This window comes from Kribbella orskensis, assembly GCF_004342085.1.
Classification (GTDB): domain Bacteria; phylum Actinomycetota; class Actinomycetes; order Propionibacteriales; family Kribbellaceae; genus Kribbella; species Kribbella orskensis.
In genome coordinates this window covers 85,050-100,727 of sequence record NZ_SLWM01000022.1, presented here as the reverse complement: position 1 = coordinate 100,727, position 15,678 = coordinate 85,050, and the positions used below count along the sequence as shown (strand labels likewise).

At 69.4% G+C, this 15,678-nt stretch carries 15 protein-coding genes; 11 read left to right on the top strand and 4 right to left on the bottom strand.

Annotated features, from left to right (window positions below):
• Window positions 1–30: 30 nt before the first annotated feature.
• A complete protein-coding gene (locus tag EV644_RS36165; protein ID WP_132194781.1) occupies window positions 31–3,579 on the bottom strand; it encodes a UvrD-helicase domain-containing protein in 3,549 nt (1,182 codons plus the stop codon).
• Window positions 3,572–6,667 carry a PD-(D/E)XK nuclease family protein gene (locus EV644_RS36160; protein WP_241999262.1) on the bottom strand — a complete coding sequence of 1,032 codons (3,096 nt, stop codon included), beginning with the start codon at window positions 6,665–6,667 and terminating at the stop codon, window positions 3,572–3,574. Before EV644_RS36160 ends, EV644_RS36165 begins: the two co-directional genes overlap by 8 nt.
• A gap of 143 nt (window positions 6,668–6,810) precedes the next feature.
• Here EV644_RS36160 and EV644_RS36155 point away from each other — a divergent pair, with 143 nt between their 5' ends.
• The 8 genes from EV644_RS36155 to EV644_RS48315 all read left to right on the top strand — a co-directional run bounded on the left by EV644_RS36155 (window position 6,811) and on the right by EV644_RS48315 (window position 12,746).
• A complete protein-coding gene (locus tag EV644_RS36155; RefSeq protein ID WP_132194779.1) occupies window positions 6,811–7,008 on the top strand; it encodes a hypothetical protein in 198 nt (65 codons plus the stop codon).
• Window positions 7,009–7,015: 7 nt separating this feature from the next.
• A complete protein-coding gene (locus EV644_RS36150) occupies window positions 7,016–7,414 on the top strand; it encodes a VOC family protein (RefSeq protein ID WP_132194777.1) in 399 nt (132 codons plus the stop codon).
• A gap of 113 nt (window positions 7,415–7,527) precedes the next feature.
• Complete coding sequence (locus tag EV644_RS36145) at window positions 7,528–10,278, top strand: FtsK/SpoIIIE domain-containing protein (RefSeq protein WP_132194775.1); 2,751 nt, start codon at window positions 7,528–7,530, stop codon at window positions 10,276–10,278.
• The gene (locus tag EV644_RS36140) at window positions 10,275–10,955 is read left to right on the top strand and encodes a hypothetical protein (RefSeq protein ID WP_132194773.1); all 681 of its coding nucleotides are present in this window, start codon (window positions 10,275–10,277) and stop codon (window positions 10,953–10,955) included. Before EV644_RS36145 ends, EV644_RS36140 begins: the two co-directional genes overlap by 4 nt.
• Before the next feature lie 26 nt (window positions 10,956–10,981).
• Window positions 10,982–11,242 carry a hypothetical protein gene (locus EV644_RS36135; protein WP_012922179.1) on the top strand — a complete coding sequence of 87 codons (261 nt, stop codon included), beginning with the start codon at window positions 10,982–10,984 and terminating at the stop codon, window positions 11,240–11,242.
• 4 nt (window positions 11,243–11,246) lie between these two features.
• Window positions 11,247–12,056 (top strand): hypothetical protein, encoded by an 810-nt coding sequence (locus EV644_RS36130; protein ID WP_199240187.1) that lies wholly within the window; start codon window positions 11,247–11,249, stop codon window positions 12,054–12,056.
• Window positions 12,057–12,201: 145 nt separating this feature from the next.
• Window positions 12,202–12,372, top strand: coding sequence for a hypothetical protein (locus EV644_RS36125; RefSeq protein ID WP_241999261.1), 171 nt, complete (start codon window positions 12,202–12,204; stop codon window positions 12,370–12,372).
• A complete protein-coding gene (locus EV644_RS48315; protein ID WP_500789610.1) occupies window positions 12,369–12,746 on the top strand; it encodes a hypothetical protein in 378 nt (125 codons plus the stop codon). The genes EV644_RS36125 and EV644_RS48315 overlap by 4 nt, the downstream gene beginning before the upstream one ends.
• Here the strand turns inward: EV644_RS48315 and EV644_RS36115 are convergent.
• The gene (locus EV644_RS36115; protein ID WP_132194771.1) at window positions 12,743–13,057 is read right to left on the bottom strand and encodes a hypothetical protein; all 315 of its coding nucleotides are present in this window, start codon (window positions 13,055–13,057) and stop codon (window positions 12,743–12,745) included. The genes EV644_RS48315 and EV644_RS36115 overlap by 4 nt on opposite strands.
• Before the next feature lie 177 nt (window positions 13,058–13,234).
• Here EV644_RS36115 and EV644_RS36110 point away from each other — a divergent pair, with 177 nt between their 5' ends.
• Both EV644_RS36110 and EV644_RS36105 read left to right on the top strand, forming a co-directional pair.
• A complete protein-coding gene (locus EV644_RS36110; protein WP_132194769.1) occupies window positions 13,235–14,224 on the top strand; it encodes an NAD-dependent epimerase/dehydratase family protein in 990 nt (329 codons plus the stop codon).
• Window positions 14,225–14,260: 36 nt separating this feature from the next.
• Window positions 14,261–14,752, top strand: coding sequence for a metallophosphoesterase family protein (locus tag EV644_RS36105; RefSeq protein WP_132194767.1), 492 nt, complete (start codon window positions 14,261–14,263; stop codon window positions 14,750–14,752).
• A 75-nt stretch (window positions 14,753–14,827) separates the two neighbouring features.
• Here EV644_RS36105 and EV644_RS45670 read toward each other — a convergent pair whose 3' ends face one another.
• Complete coding sequence (locus EV644_RS45670) at window positions 14,828–14,983, bottom strand: hypothetical protein (protein WP_199240186.1); 156 nt, start codon at window positions 14,981–14,983, stop codon at window positions 14,828–14,830.
• Window positions 14,984–15,000: 17 nt separating this feature from the next.
• On the opposite strand from EV644_RS45670, the gene EV644_RS36100 reads away from it, so the two are divergent.
• Window positions 15,001–15,660, top strand: coding sequence for a hypothetical protein (locus EV644_RS36100; RefSeq protein ID WP_132194765.1), 660 nt, complete (start codon window positions 15,001–15,003; stop codon window positions 15,658–15,660).
• Window positions 15,661–15,678 lie beyond the last annotated feature (18 nt).

Here is a 15,678-nt window from a genome sequence, read left to right as displayed (position 1 = left end):
ATCGTCCGAGCCGGTCGAAGTGAAGTGCTCTCAGAGGGTGTGGGCGTGGGCGATGGTGGGGGCCAGGAAGAGGAGGACGGGGCGGCCGGTGTTGGGGAGCATGGCAGCGTAGGACTGGAGTTGGGGGGCGTAGTAGGCGACTCGGGCGTCGAGGGCTGAGGCGGGGATCGCGTCGGTCTTGTAGTCGACGATGACGAGCGTGCCGTCGTCCTCCCGGTAGATGAGGTCGACGAAGCCTTCGAGGACCGTGCCGTCGGGTTGCAGGGTGCCGACGTACGACTCGCGCCAGTGTTCGCGGGCGGCTGCTCGTTGGACGACGTCGGAGGCTAGCGCTGAACGGACCAGCGCGGTCACGACATCGGCGTACTCGACAACTCCCTCGGCGAGGCACTGCGACGAGACGGCTGCGTCGAGGCCTGCGCCGGTGGCGAGGTCGACCACCTGCAGTACGCCGTGAACGGCTCGGCCGATGGCGGTGCCGTAGCGGCCTTTCGACCACGGAGGTAGCTCGACGTCGCGGGGGGCCTTGGCAATGCCCGGGTCGGCTCCTTCGAGAGCGACGTCCGGGCCGGTTCCTTCGAGGCCGGAGGCGCTCTGGGCGGACTTCCGGCGGCTGGCCTGCCGCGCCGCGGTGACCCGCGCGGTCCACTCCGCCCGGTTGACGGGAGGTGCGACCTCGGAGCCTGGCGACTGCGCCTCGCTCGTCCGCGGTTCGACCGCCGGGCTGGTGAAGAGGACGGCGTTGGCAGCGTCGACCCCACCCGCGGAGGCGAAGAGCTCCGCGTTGCTCGAGTGGCGGCGGTTGCCGGAGCGGTGGAGCGAGACCACCAGGTGATCCCGGGCTCGCGTCGTGGCGACATACAGCAGGCGCCGGCGCTCGTAGTCGTCCATCTGCTCGTCAACCGGCTGGACCAGATCGAAGTCCTCGGTCTGGACGGACTTCTTCAGCTTCACCGCGTACCCGCCGTCGGGCGGCCACAACACCTGTACTCCGCGCTGGTGGTTCGGCGCGGCGGTCATGCCCGAGAGGATCACGATCGGAAACTCGAGGCCCTTGGCCGCGTGGATCGTCATCACCCGCACGGCATCCGCGTCGGTCTCGGGGAGCACCGCCTCCGCGACGCGCGAGGCCTCCTCGCCCTGGTGAGCCGCCCAGGCGAGGTAAGACCGCAGGCCGCCGTGCTCCACCTCCGACCAAGCCCGCGCCTGATCCACGACGAACCGCACCCGGCGCCACGCATCACGTGCACGCGGTCCGGTGGCAGCAACTTCGAGCATCCGGCGATCCGCGACGATCTTCGCGAGTACTTCGCTCGGCGTCATCCAGCGCGACGCGTAGTACGTGCGGCGCAGCCACTCCATGGCCTCGCCGACCGGGTGGGTCATCAGGGAGTCGGCGACGGGCGCCGTCAGGGTGAAGGAGCCGCCGGAGCGTTTCCAGGTGAAGAGGTCGTCGTCGCCGCAGCCGAAGAGCGGGGAGCGGAGGGCCGTGACGAGGGCGAGCTGGTCGCTGGGATCGCCTAGCGCTCGGGCGCAGGCGAGGAGGTCGCGGACCTCGGCAGTCTGGTAGACGAGCGAGCTGGCCTCGGCGCGGTACGGGATGTCCGCGCGGTCGAGCGCCTCCTCGAGGAACGGCAGCGAGGTGCGAGCGGGAACCAGTACTGCGATGTCGCCGGCGCCGGCTCGTCGCCACGCCTCGGCCTTCTCGTCGTAGACCAGCCAACCTTCGCCCAGAGCTTGGTCGATGACGGCGGCGACGTCGGCTGCTTCTCGTTCGCGGAGGACGGACGCCTGCGCACGCGGCAGGTCGTCGTGAGGCTCCGCCCCCAACACCACCACAGCAGGCCCGGCCCCACTCGACCCCGGTGCCGCCGCGGCCAGCGGGGAGCCGCCGATATCCGCACCTGCGGTGCTGGATGAGTTGATGCTTCCGGCTGCGCTCGGGGAGTCGGCTGCTTCGGTGGAGGTGGCATCCGGTGCCGGTACCACGGAGAGGTGGCGTCTGAGTGGGATGACTGTGGCGAGATCCGTCAGCGCTTCCTCGGCTGCGTCATCCACGTCGTCGGAGTCGCCGAGAAGTGATAGCTGGTCGCCAGTCACCGGAGCCGTGTCGACGGGGTCGTCGGCAGAAAGCCCAGCAGACGACCCGCCACCACCCTCTGGCTCGAGGGACAAGGTCGGCGACGGGACGCGGTGCGGCGTCAGCGGGTGGTACGTCGGCTGGGCTGCGGGCTCCGGGATGATCAGCTGGGCGAAGACCGTGTTGATCCAGTCGAGAACCGGTGGCACGGTCCGGAAGTTCGTGGTCAGCGTGACCGTCTCGCCGAGGAGCTCCTGAGCGGTCAGGTAGGTGGCGATGTTCGCCCGGCGGAAGCGGTAGATCGACTGCTTCGGGTCGCCGACCACGAAGAGCCGGCCGTCCGGCACCTCCACATCTCGCCAGTCCAGGGCGTCGGCTTCGGCGCCGCCCGCGATCCGCACCGCCAGCTCGATCTGGATCGGGTCGGTGTCCTGGAACTCGTCCAGCAGCAACCGCTGGTACCGCTCCTGCAGTGCCGACCGCACCGCGGCATCCCGCCGCAGCAGGTCACGCGCCAGCACCAGCAGATCGTGGAACTCGAGCCGCCCCTCGGCCCGCCGCAGCTCGGCTGACTCCAGCACCCGCTCTGCGATCCAGTGCGACAGATGCCGCAGGCAAGCATCCAGCAGCAGCTCGACCAGCGACCCGGCGACCTCGACCACCTCGGCGCAGTCGCTGCGGATCTTGGCGACGTCCGGCCAGTTCTCCTTGCGCCCGACCTTGCCGATCTTGAGCGCTCGCAGGCTCTGCAGGATCGCGAGCTGCGTCTCCTGGTCCGTGGCCGCGTCGAGCATCAGCCCGAGTTCGCGGACCTGATGTACCTTCGCCAGCATCCGGTCCTCGTCGTCGCGGCAGTGCGCCACGGTCGCACCGATCTGAGCCGCGGCCGCGATCAACCCGGTCAGATCGGGCATCGCCACCAGCTCAGGCGGATCCACCAGCACGCGATCGCCGATCAGGTCCCAGTCGTTGCCGAACAGCCGGGCCAAGGACCGCAGGTGCTTCAGCTCCACCCCGACGGCCATGGCCAGCAGCAACGGCTCCGCGATCGAGTCGTCGTCCAGCAACTGCTGCTGCAGCTCGGACCACCGCTCCTCGAAGGCGACCGACGACCCGACCTCGTCCAGTACGTCGATCAGCGGCGGCAGCCCGGCATCGATCGGGTGCGCGAGCAGGAGTTGCTGCGCGAACGAGTGCAGCGTCCCGATCGAGGCAGAGTCCAGGTCATCGAGCGCCTCGTCCGCCAACGACCGGAATTCACCCTTCCGGGCCTTCTCGAACTCCACCCGCAGCCGATCCCGAAGCTCCGCACCCGCCTTCTCGGTGAACGTCACCGCCGCGATCTCCCGCAGCGGGATCCCGTCCCGCAGTACCAAGGTGGTCACGCGATCGACCAGCGCATGCGTCTTCCCCGAGCCCGCACCGGCCTCCACGAAGAGCGTGGACGCCGTGTCCGACCGGATCTGCTCGCGCGCATTCTCGTCCAGGAGTTCAGTCATCGAGAGCCACCTCCTCGAACGCGGGCAGGGCACTCGGATCGATCAGCCGCACCAACCGCTCCAACGTCGGGTCGTTCCTCTTCCGCTCCCACCGGGCCCGGACCTCGCTGTGGCCGATCGCGTCCGGGTTGCAGTAGGGACACTGCACCCAAAGGAAGTCCGGGATTTCGGGCGCCTTGGCCGGGAAGTACCCCGCGGCGATCGAGGACACGATCACGTCGAGGGTGTCCACATATCGCGCGGCCACCTCGGGGGTCAGCGGCACCGGGATCCGTCGTCCGCCCTTGCGCACGAACCAGTACGACGCCTCGACCGGCGTCCCCGGATCTCCCAGCCGAGCGCGTGCGGCGTACGCGTAGACCGGCAGTTGCAGCTTGGTCCCGGCGGCCACCGGATCTGACTCGATCGCCTCGTACCGGGAGAAACCCCCGGTTTTCACATCGGTGACGTAGATCGTGCCGTCCTTGCCGAGGTCGACCTTGTCCGCGGATCCGCGCAGCAACACGCGCCCCGAGGGCACCGGGATCTCCACCGGTGGCTCGCCGTCGAACCCGAACCGCAACTCGCTCGCCACCACCGAGGCGTCGTGCTCGGCACGCCAGCGCTCGTCGTCGGCGAGCAGCACCAGCAGGTCTCCGAGGATCCGCAACCGCTCGCGCTGCCACAATCGCGGATGGCCGGTCAGCCCTTCCGCCTCGAAGCGTTCCGCGAGATCCGCCCCGATCGTCAGTAGCAAAGACCGCTGCTCCTCCGACCACGGCTCGCCGTACCCGGGCAGCGAACTCGCGAGCCGGCTGACGAAGGCGTCGAGGCTGTTGTGGATCAGATTCCCGACTTGCAGCGGTGAGATCACCAGCAGGTCTTCAGGAGCCTCCAGCGGCTCCACCTGCAGCAACCGCTCGACGAAGTACGCGTGCGGGCAGGACGCATACGACTCCAGCGAAGTCGGTGAGGCAACCCGGTCCTCCAGCGCGTAGTCCGGCAGACCGGACACGCCTGACAGGTTCCCGTCGAAGCGGGTGAACTCGTCCGATGCCCTTGCACGCAGCAGGATCCGAGCCTGATCGACTACGCCGTCACCCAGCGAGAGACCGGCTGTCGCAGCGCGGACCTGCCAGTCCTGCTCTGTCGCGGGCATGGCTGCCGTAGTCAACGACCCCGCGTAGGAGGCCGACGTGAGCATGCGGTCGCCGTACTCGGCTTGGTCCCATTCGGTGGCGGCGAGCGCGTGGTCGCCGGTCAGCGAGCGCAACGTGCCGAGCAGCCAGCGCGTGGGCAGGCGGCGGCTCGAGCGGCGGAGGTCTCCGCGCGGGAACGACGCGACCACCCGTGACGATCCGGCGGAGAAGGCCGCGAGCAGATGTCGCTGCTTCTCGTCGAGCCGGTCCCGGAACGACGCCAACTCCGGCGCGGCCGCCTCCCGGACCCGATGGGGGAGCAGCGCGTCCTCGTGCACCCGACCGGGATAGAGGTCCTCCGACAGTCCGACCACGAAGACGGTGTCGACGGCCAGCCCGATGCTCGCGGACAGCGGAGCCACCAGTACTCCGGTGCCGAACGTCCCGACGCGGGGAAGGGACTGTTGCAACTCCAGGTCGAGGACATCCCGCAGTACGGACAGGCTGGCCGGCGTACCGAGCTCGTCCAGCGTGGACAGCCCGCGCAACGATCCCTCGACCGCGACCGCGGCGTACTGCTCCTCGAGAGGCAGCGAAGACACGTCGAGCAGCGCCTGGAAGAGCCCGAGCACGGACTGAGCCACCTCCGCCCACGTCCCGAGCTGAGAAGCCCCCTGCAGCCGCCTACGGAGCTCCACAGCGAAGGAGTGCAGTTGCTGCGCATTACCCGCGTTGTACTGCGCTCGGCGGATCACCGCCGGCCGGGGATCCTCGGAAGCCTGCTCCTGCTCCGCGGTACGGCGCTCGGACTCCACGTAGCGCGCCAACCGCTCGTCCCAGTCGTCACCGCGCACCACCCCGGCCACGCGGGACAGTCGCTCCCACTGCGGCACGGGGATGCGCTCGCCGGTGAAATCGCGCGTCGGCGCGTTCGCGAGCGCCCGGAACAAGTCGCCTCGCGGCAGATCGTGGTCGACCAGCGCGAGCACTTCCAGCAAGGTTCGGGCGATCGCGCGCTCGTGCACCGGACGGGTGCCCGGCCCGTTGACCTCGATCTTGGCCGCGGCCAGGTGCTCGTGCAGCAGCCGCGCGTAGGGCGTTGCCGACGCGTAGAGCACCGCGATCCGATGAGCAGGCGTGCGCTCCAGCGACCTGACCACATCACGGACGACACAACGAACCTCGTCATCGGCATCCGACGCGTTCAGTACCTCGGTCGCGACCGGGTAGTTCTTCGCGATGGACGTCGGCAGGTCGATCCCGATCCGCTCCAGGGACCGCCGCACGGCGCGGTCGGCGCGCCGGACGTCGGTCAGCCCGACGATCACCGTCAGATCGGCGGCGGCATCGCCCAGCGCCTCGACGAACCCCGCCTCGGCCTGGGTCAGCTCCTGCGGCAGGTAGAGCACCAGCGCGCCGAGCTCCGTGACCACCGAGGGATCCTCGGTGCACCGAGTTGAAGCAGCCACCAGAAGATCGGTCTCGTCGTACCACTCGGGCGCCAGGTCATCGGTGACCTGACGATGCAACCGGACCAGGTCAGGGCCGAGGGTGGAAGCGGCGGCGACCTTGTCGAGCGCGGTGGCGCTGAGATCGCGTAGCTCCCGATGGGCCGCTGCAAGCGCTTGAATGGTGGACGGATGCTCCGCCACGTCGGTAAAGATCCCCGGTGCCTTCGACAGCGCAGTACGCCAGGTGGCGGCCACGATCGGGCGGGTGGCCGGGCGCCGCGGCGCGAGCAGACCGGCGGCGAGCTGCTCGGCGAGCCGCGGCAGCGTGGCCAGGAAAAGTCCCGCGATACCGGACCGGGCCAGGAAACGACGGGCGGCGACGCCGGCCAGGTTGTTGGGCAGCAGCAGCGTGACCGGCTTCATCGGGTCGTCGCTCTTCAGCCCCGCCACGACGTCCTGGAGGCGCTCCAGGGCGGCCGCGCCGTAGGCCGTGGTCTCGATCCGGGTCGCGCTCACCATTCCCCCTGCTCGATATCACTGCAGCCTGCTCGAGTGTCACTGCAGACGGTAGCGCCCCGCTCCGACAAACAAGCGACATTCAAGCGAACCCGCGAAACGCCCACGTCGCTGCGGTGGCGGCGATCGGCTCGGACAATGGAGGAATGACCAAGGAGACCACGATCGCCCGCCTTCTCGTGGTGCTGGTCTTCGCCCCGGCGGGCGGCCTTTTCGGCAAGGCCGTCGCCGTCGCCGCGTCCGGCCGGCACTGGTGGCCGTGGCTGGTCGCGGCGCTGGCCTGGCTGGTGGTTTCGGGGCTGGTCGCGGTGGCGGTGTCGAGCCGTTTCGACGAGCACAGATAATGCTCCGATGGCCGCCGCTGTGCACCACATCGAGATCTGGGTCCCGGACCTCTCCCGAGCGCTGAACGACTGGGGCTGGGTCCTGCGCCGGCTGGGCTGGAAGGACGGGGACGGCTGGCCCGGCGGATTCATCTTCACATCGGGCGTCGACAGCTCGTACATCGTCGTCGAGCAGAGCCCGGCATTGTCCGCGACCACCCACGACAGGCTCCGGCCCGGCATCAACCACCTGGCGCTGAACGCCGCCGGCCGGGCCGAGGTCGACGCGATCGTTGCCGAGGCAGCGAACCGCGGCTGGACACTGATGTTCGCCGATCGTCATCCGTACGCCGGCGGCCCCCAGCATTACGCCGCTTTCCTGCATAACCAGGACGGCTACGAACTCGAGATCGTGGCCCCCGACTGACGGATCGGAAGGTGAGACTTCTGATATCTGGAGTGACACCCGGGACTGCTGGTGTGACATGGTTGGCGAAGGCATTTGCTGGGTCGCGGGGCGAAGGTGGAAGGACGGTGCTCGTGACGGAGACGCCTGACGGGGGAGGTGCGCCCGGACCGGTTTCTCCAGAAGTTCTGGAAGCACGGATCCGCGGCCTGCAGTTCGCGCTCGGGGAACTCCTCGAGAACGCCCGTCGGCACACCCGGGGCGAGCACCAGCGCGCCGTGCAGCTGCATCGGCAGATGCAGGCCGAGACGGTCGCCGCACGGCGGGAGTCGCGCGGTCTGGTCGAGGCCGCGACCGCGGAGGCTCTCGCCACCGCGGAGCCCGCGGCGCGGCTGGCGGCCGACCGTTTGGCACCCGGACTGGCATCGATCCCGCCCAACGACGCCCGCTGGCGTTCGAGGCAACTCGTCGGCGCCGGCACCCCGTCGTACGTGCGGGTCGGCGAGCTGGAAACCGGTACTCCGGTGGTGGCGCCGCTGCTGCGCACCAACGGGTGGAAGGTGACGGCGGATCGCCACGAGGCCGCGCGGCGGTTGCTGCAGAGTGTGGCGCTGCGGCTGGTTGCCTCGGCCGAGCCGTTCCGGCTGCGCATCGACGCGTTCGACCCGCGGCTGACCGGGATGATGGGGCTGCTCGGGCACCTGACCACGAAGTACCCGCAATTGGTGCCGAGGGCAACGCACACCGCTGATCAGCTGCACACGGTGCTGTCCGGGCTGGTGGACGTGTCCTCGATGCGTGCCAGCAGGCAGGCACAGTTGGGGCACAAGCGGTTCGAGGATCTGGTCCGGGAGAGCGGCCGGGTGACCGATCCGTACCGGTTGATCGTGCTGTTCGACTACCCGGCCGGGATCGACAACCTGGCCCAGCGCGACCTCGTCCGGCTCGCGGCGACGGGGGCCGATCGGGGCATCTGCTTCCTCGTCCACCACGACCCGAGCAGCACCTCCGAGCACGAGGTCGACGCACGGCAGTTGCTCGACCTCCTCGATCCCGTTGCCATCATCAACGAGAAGGTCGAGCTGTCGCAGCTGCCGAACGTGCCGGCCAGGCTCGATCCGGCCTTCGACGCGAACGTTGCCGCCGGCATCTGTGATGTCATCGCCGAGCTGGCCGAGATCGCGGTACTGCCGACGATCGACTTCAACCGCACCCTGCCGGAGCGCCACACCTGGTGGCAACCGGTCACGGACGAGCTCAGCACGGTGATCGGGTACGACGACCGCACCCCCGCGCTGGTCCGCCTGCGCAGCGGCAATCCCGCTCTTCCGCATGTTCTCGTGGGTGGCGCGGTCGGCCAGGGCAAGTCGAACCTGCTGCTGGTGCTGATCCACGGGCTGGCCGCGCGCTATGCCCCGGCGGACCTGGAGATGTATCTGCTCGACTTCAAGCACGGTGTCGAGTTCTCCTCGCTCGGACCGGCCAACGAGCGGGAGCACTGGCTGCCGCAGGTGCGGGTCCTCGGGATCCACAGCGACCGGGCGTTCGGCCTCGCCGTGCTCCGCCATCTGTCGGACGAGCTGGCCCGGCGCAGCGAGATCTTCAAGTCGCACGGCAACGTCGCGGACATCGCCGAGCTGCCGGCGAGCGAGGACCGCCCGCCGCGCATCCTCGCAGTACTGGACGAGTTCCAGGTGTTGCTCGAGGACGACGACGAGCTCGCGGACGAGGCGGCGCGGTTGCTGGAGCGGCTGGTTCGGCTGGGCCGCGCGTACGGCGTCCACGTGGTGCTGGCGACGCAGACGATCGAGGGCGTGAAGCGGCTGTCCACCCGCCGCGACTCGATCTTCGGGCAGGTGCCGTACCGGATCGCGCTGAAGACCACGCCGGCCGACTCGCAGGCGATCCTGCGGACCGGGAACACGGCCGCCGCCGAGCTGCAGTTCCGCGGTGAGGCCGTGCTGAACGCGAACTTCGGCTCGCCCGACGACAACCAGCACGTCCTGGTGAGCTTCGCGGACAAGGTCGTCCTCGACGATCTCCGCCGCGAGCTGTGGGAGAAAGCCGGTACTACGCACCCGCCGCGGGTGTTCCACCTGGACGAGCCGGCCCGGGTGACCGACACGGCCGCGGCGGTTCGACCCGAGTTGGGGCGTCCGTGGACCGGGCTGCCGATCGCGGTGACGGAGGAACCTGTTGCCGTGGAGGTGCGGCCCGAGCCCGGCGCCGGAGTACTGGTTCTCGGTGATGGTCCGGCGGATGCGCTCGGTGTGTTGACGGGACTCGCAGTCTCCGCGGCCGCGGCGGCCGCCGTACCGCCGCGGTTCATCTTCATGGACGGGACCGACTCGGCGCCGGTGGTTGCCGAGGGCAAGGGCGCGTTGATCCAGACGTTGCAGCAGCTCGGGTGTGAGGTCGAGACCGTCGACAAGCACGGCGACATCGTGCCGCGGCTGTTCTCCCTGCGGGACGCGGTACGGGACGGGCGTGTAGGCGGTACGACGTACCTGCTGGGCTTCGGTTTCCACGGCGTGCCCAAGATGCAGCTGCACGCCGACGGGTTCTTCGAGAGTCCCGCGAACGCGCTGCAGGACATCGTCCGCGGGGGACCGGCGCAGGGGCTCGTCACCTTCGGCTGGTGGAACCGGCTGCACGTCTGCACCGAGCAGCTCGGCTTCAACCGGGCGAACGTCGCTACCCACCTCTTCCTGCGCCACCCGCAGGACGGCGTCCGCGCGGTGGCCGGCTCGCTGATCAGGTGGGCCTCCGAGCCGCACCGCGCGCTGCTGTGGGACGGCCTGCACCCCGAGGCGCAGGTCGTCGTACCGTTCGCGCCGCTGCGTTTCGACGAGGTCGACCGTTTGCTGGAGCTGGTACCCCGATGAAGACCGAACAGCAGGAATGGTCCGACTACGCGCGGGCCCTGCGGCAGGTGGCAGGAGCGCGGGCGGACGCCCAGCAGGCCCAGGACAGACTGACCGCGAACCGGTCGAAGGCGGAAGCCACTGCGATGGCAGAGGCGGACGCGATGGCCGAGCGCGGCCGCAAGCTGGAGACCCGGCTCAACGCGCTCGCCGAGGCGGCCGCTGCCAGCTTGCGGCGTGCCGGGCTGCCGCCGGAGGGCAAGCGGACCACCATCCCGCTGCCGGAAATGCGCGGTATGACGGACATGGAGGCCGCCGCGGCCAAGCTCACCAAGCAGCTCGCGGACACGGTCGACGAGCTGGAGGAGGTCCGGACGAATGCCCGGGCCCTGCAGGAGCGCCGCAGACGCCGTACGATCAGCGCCGCCGAGGTGCTGGTCGGGTTCTTGGTGGTCTGGGCGTTCAGGGGCTCGCTCCTGGTCGCCTTGGAGGCTGCCGCGATCGCCGCCGTCACAATGCTCGCCGCGTCGCGGGTGCTGGGGCTGCCGCGCCTGGCTGGTGCTCGGTGGTGGGGCTGGGGCGGGGCAGCCGTGGTCTTCATCGTGATGGCAGCAGGCCTGCCCTGGTGGCTGGCGATCCTGGTACCAGCGGCAGTCTCCGGTACGGCGATCGTGCTGCCGAAGAAGCGCAACCAGTAGCAGTGACTTTCAGGAAGAGGCAGTAAGTGTCCGACGTACAGCGGCTCAAGGAACAGCTGCACCAGGTCTCCGCCGAGGCCAAGCAGGCAGCGGGCGGCCTGGCCGGCTTCAAGCTCCGTTTCACCCAGCACAGCGCCCAGGTGGAGAGCCTGATCGCCGGTACTGCGACCGGGGTGGACCGCGACATCTCCGAGATCCTCGACGCCGCCGGCAAGGCGGTCGAACAGGCCGCGGAGGCCCTGGAGATCGCCTCGGCCGGCTGCAAGAGCTACGCCGACCAGATCTGAGCAGATGCCCTCCGACCTGCAGCGAGTCGCTCGCGGCCTCGTCGAGTGTCTCGACGAGGTCCCGCAGGTAGTAGCCCACCTCCAACGCACAGCCGACCGCTGCAGAGAGAACGCCGCCCTCGCCATGGCCGCTTCTCATGGCCGGGCCACGGTCGCCGCCCAGCAACTGGACGCGGCCGCCCGTTCGTGTGAGCAGGCCGCGCACTATCTGTCGATGGCGCCCCCGAAGGCACGTGCTTGGGCCGAACGCCTGGTCGGTGCGTCGCGCTCCAGCGACCAGCCGGACGCCCGGTCGGCGGACCGAAACAAGGCGACCGGCGGGTCGGGGGACATTGCCGAGCGGGATGTCTTCGGCCGTGTCGAGAGGCTCTCCCTGCCCTTCAAACCTTCGGAACCTGCCGAGGGCAACGAACCCCCACTGATCCAGGTGGCTCGCAAGGCCTTCGAGAGGCTCCGCAAGAAGCAACAGAAGGCCGACGAGCAGTACGAGGAACCCGAGCCGATCGAACTGGAGATCGTAGTCGCGGAATCAGGCGACCTCGAGATCACGGAGCAAGACCCGCCCGAGGAGTCGCAGTACGAGATCCAGGTCGACCTCGGCCCGGCGGTCGCCGAGCTGCTGAAGTCGATGGCCGCCGATTCCCGCCAGCAATGGTCCGAAGCCCGCATCACCATCAGCCCAGACCGAGTAACCGCGAACTACACCTACGCAAAAGACCCCATCGCACCCGAGCCCCCTGTGATCGACATCGAACTGTCTGCGTGGGCCGTCACTACGAGTGAACCCATCCCACAGGGAAGTGGAAGTGATTGACGAGAACTGCAGGTTTTCGATGTCGCTGATGGGAACTCCGACAGGTGACGGTGTGGCGGCTCCGGGTCCGCGATCCGGGCGCAGGGTGCACTGATGTCCGGCGATCCGGCGGGACCGCATCGTCGCCGCGTACAAGTGTGGTTCGGTGACCACGTCGTCGCGGACTACCGAGGCCGACCTGGCCGACCGCCATGCCGCAGCCATGTCGCGCCGGTTCGCCGGTCTGCGCGTGACCAGCGAACCCGTCCCCGACTCCGATCCCGGCCCGGACCGCCCGCTGCCGGGTGAACGGCTCTGGGAGGTCGCACCGACATGACAGCTCGCCGTTTCCGGCTGATCCGCCATCATGACGTCTCCGGCGTCAGCGGTACCGGTCCCGTCGCCGAGGGGGTCCGGTTCACCGACGGGGCGGTCGCGCTCCGCTGGTACGGCGACTGCCCGACCACCACGGTCTGGGCCTCCCCAACCCTGGCCGGAGTTGCACGCGGCTCCCGAACCAGGCGACAACGAGTCCGAAGGCCCCGACCGGGGCTCCAGACGGTTCGACCCACGGAAACAAGACCACGACCGGATCCGGCGCCGCGGACCTGGTCTGACCCAAGCGGGCCGGCGCGCCGAACTCCCTCCGGCGCCCGGCCCGCTCGCGCAGTACTCCGAGCTGCTGTCCTCAGCCAGCCTCCTGCGTTCTAGCGCGTGTACTCCATCGACTGGGTCACGTCGAGGTTGTGGAACTTCGTCTCGCCGTCGCAGAGCGCCATCATCTTCTGCGCGAACTCCGTGGTGTCGGCGCGGTTCGAGTTCTCCATCGCCGCCTCGTACGACGCGAACTCCACGATGCTCAGGAAGCGACCCGGGTCGTCCCGGTCCTGCCCGGTCGTCGCCCGGACCGGCGCCTCGCCGTCACCCGCGGCCTCACGGGCCTTGCGGAACTCCTCGGTGAGTGCGGCGACCTCGTCCGGCTTGGAGGTCCGGTACTCGATGATCTGAACGAATGCAGCCATTTCTCCCCCTTGCTAGTTGGTCCCTCCTGCTGCTGACACTGCGCCTGATAGGTGCCCACCGCAAGGGTTTGCCGGGACGGTTGACTCGGTGCAGATCAGAGGCGACGAAGCGTGTCCGGCTGTCTGCCCTGGGCAGAGATCGTGGGTTTTGTCCGGGGCGCCTGATTTGCTGTCCTGGTGGACATTCTGATTCTTGGTGGAACCGCTTTCCTGGGGCGCGAGATCGCCACCCGGGCGCTGGCCCGTGGGCACGCCGTCACCTGTCTGGCCCGTGGTGAGAGCGGTGCCGTGGCCGACGGAGCGACCCTCGTCACCGCCGACCGCAGCCAGCCGGACGCGTACGACGGCGTACCGGAGCAGGAGTGGGACGCGGTGTTCGAGGTGTCGTGGCAGCCGGGATTCGTCCGGGCCGCTCTGGAGGCCTTCGGCGCTCGCGCGAAGCACTGGACCTACGTGTCATCCGGCAACGCGTACGAGAAGTTCGACACCCCCGGAGCCGACGAGTCCGCGGCCTTGCGGGAGGCGACCGATCAGGACGTCGTCGATCGGGAGCTGTACGGCGAGGCCAAGGTCGCCTCGGAGCAGGCATCCCTGGAGGCGGTGGGGGATCGCCTGGTGATCGCGCGGGCCGGCCTGATCGGCGGGCCGGGGGACAAGAGCGACCGGGCCGGGGCATGGGTCGCCCGCGCCGCGCGAGCGCCTGAGGAGCCACTCCTGGTCCCCGACACACCCGAGCAGCCGACGTCCGTGATCGACGTACGGGATCTCGCGTCCTGGCTGCTGGACTGCGCCGAGAAGGGCACGACGGGGACCTTCGACACCGTTGGCCCGGTGGTGCCGTTCGGCGAGTGGATCGACCTGATCCGATCGGTCGGCGGGCACACCGGGCCGGTCGTGCTCGCGCCGCGCGAGTGGCTGGAGGAGCAGAAGGTCGAGCAGTACATGGGGCCCGACTCGCTCGCGATGTGGCTGACCGAGCCTGGTTACGAGGGCTGGTCGAACCGCAGCGGTCAGGCGGCGATCGCGGCGGGGCTGAAGCATCGCTCCCGGGGATCGTTCGTGGCGGACACGCTGGCCTGGGAGCGCGAGCTCGGTCTCGACCGTGAGCGCAAGGCGGGCCTCAGCCCACAACGCGAACGGGAGTTGATCGCGGCACTGCACGGCTGAAACCATCGGCAGGGGGTGTCTGGCAGAGTGGGAGCCATGCGGCTCGTGCTGATCTCGGACACCCATCTGCCGGTACGCGCGAAGCGGCTCCCCGCCGCGGTGTGGGAGGCGATCGAGGACGCCGACGTGGTCGTCCACGCCGGCGACTGGGTGAACGTCGAGCTGCTCGACGAGTTGGAAGACCGGGCCCAGCGACTGATCGGCTGCTGGGGCAACAACGACGGTCCGGTACTGCGGGAGCGCCTGCCGGAGGTCGCCCGGGTCACGTTGGGCGGGCTGTCCGTGGCCGTCGTGCACGAGACCGGTCAGGCGAAAGGTCGCGAGGAGCGCTGCGAGAAGGCCTACCCGGGCGTGGACCTGCTCGTCTTCGGGCACAGCCACATCCCGTGGGACACGACGACGCACCGCGGTCTTCGCCTGCTCAACCCGGGCTCGCCGACGGACCGCCGGCGCCAGCCGCACTGCACCTTCCAGACGGCCGTGATCGAGTCCGGCCGCCTGAAAGATGTTGCCCTACACAACCTTTAGCCGTGCGGGGTTGAGCCCGGCACGACCTTCAGGTGAGTGCCGACCCCCGGCCAGGGCGCGCAGTACGAGGTACTGCTACCCGTTGGCCGCTTCCTTGACGCGGGTCTTGAGACGGTCGCGGACCTCCTCGGGGGTATAGGCGTGGCGCTTCCGCTCGCCCCGCGCGATCACGACACCGGTGGCGGCGACTCCGACGAGCCCAGCCAGCCCTACGACCTTCCATGCCTTCATGTCACTAACCTAACTATGTGGAGACACGGATTTCACTGGATGACGCTACGGAACTGACACGAACAGGTGACATTTGGCTGTTCCGCGGGGAGAGCGCGGCCGATCGCGCGATCCAGCTGACCACGAACAGCCCGATCAACCACGTCGGCATGGCGATCGTGATCGAGGATCTGCCGCCGCTGATGTGGCACGCCGAGCTCGGTCGTTCCCTGCCGGACGTGTGGACCGGGAGCCACCACCGCGGCGTACAGCTGCATGATCTGCGCGACGCGGTGCTCGTCTGGTCCCGGCGGTACGGCCAGCGCGCATGGTTGCGCCAGCTCGAGTATCCGATCACCCGCGAGACCGAGGACGCCGTACTGCGGACCGTGGCGCGCCTGGACGGTACGCCGTTCCCGTCCACCGCCCGGCTGGCGTCGCGCTGGTTGCGCGGGCGGATCCCCAAGTTCCGCCGCGGCGAACGCGAGCTGGAGTTGGAGACCGCGTACTGCGCGGAGGTGGTCGCCGTGACCTACGAGGAGATGGGCCTGCTGCCGCCCGGGCGGCGCCCCAATTGGTACGACCCGGGCCGGTTCTGGAGCGGCGACGACCTCGACCTGGCGGGCGGCGCCACGCTCGGCGAGGAGATCGCCGTCGACATCCCACCGCCAGACGAGCCCAGCGTCACCCCAAGCTGACGAGCCAACGGCGGGATC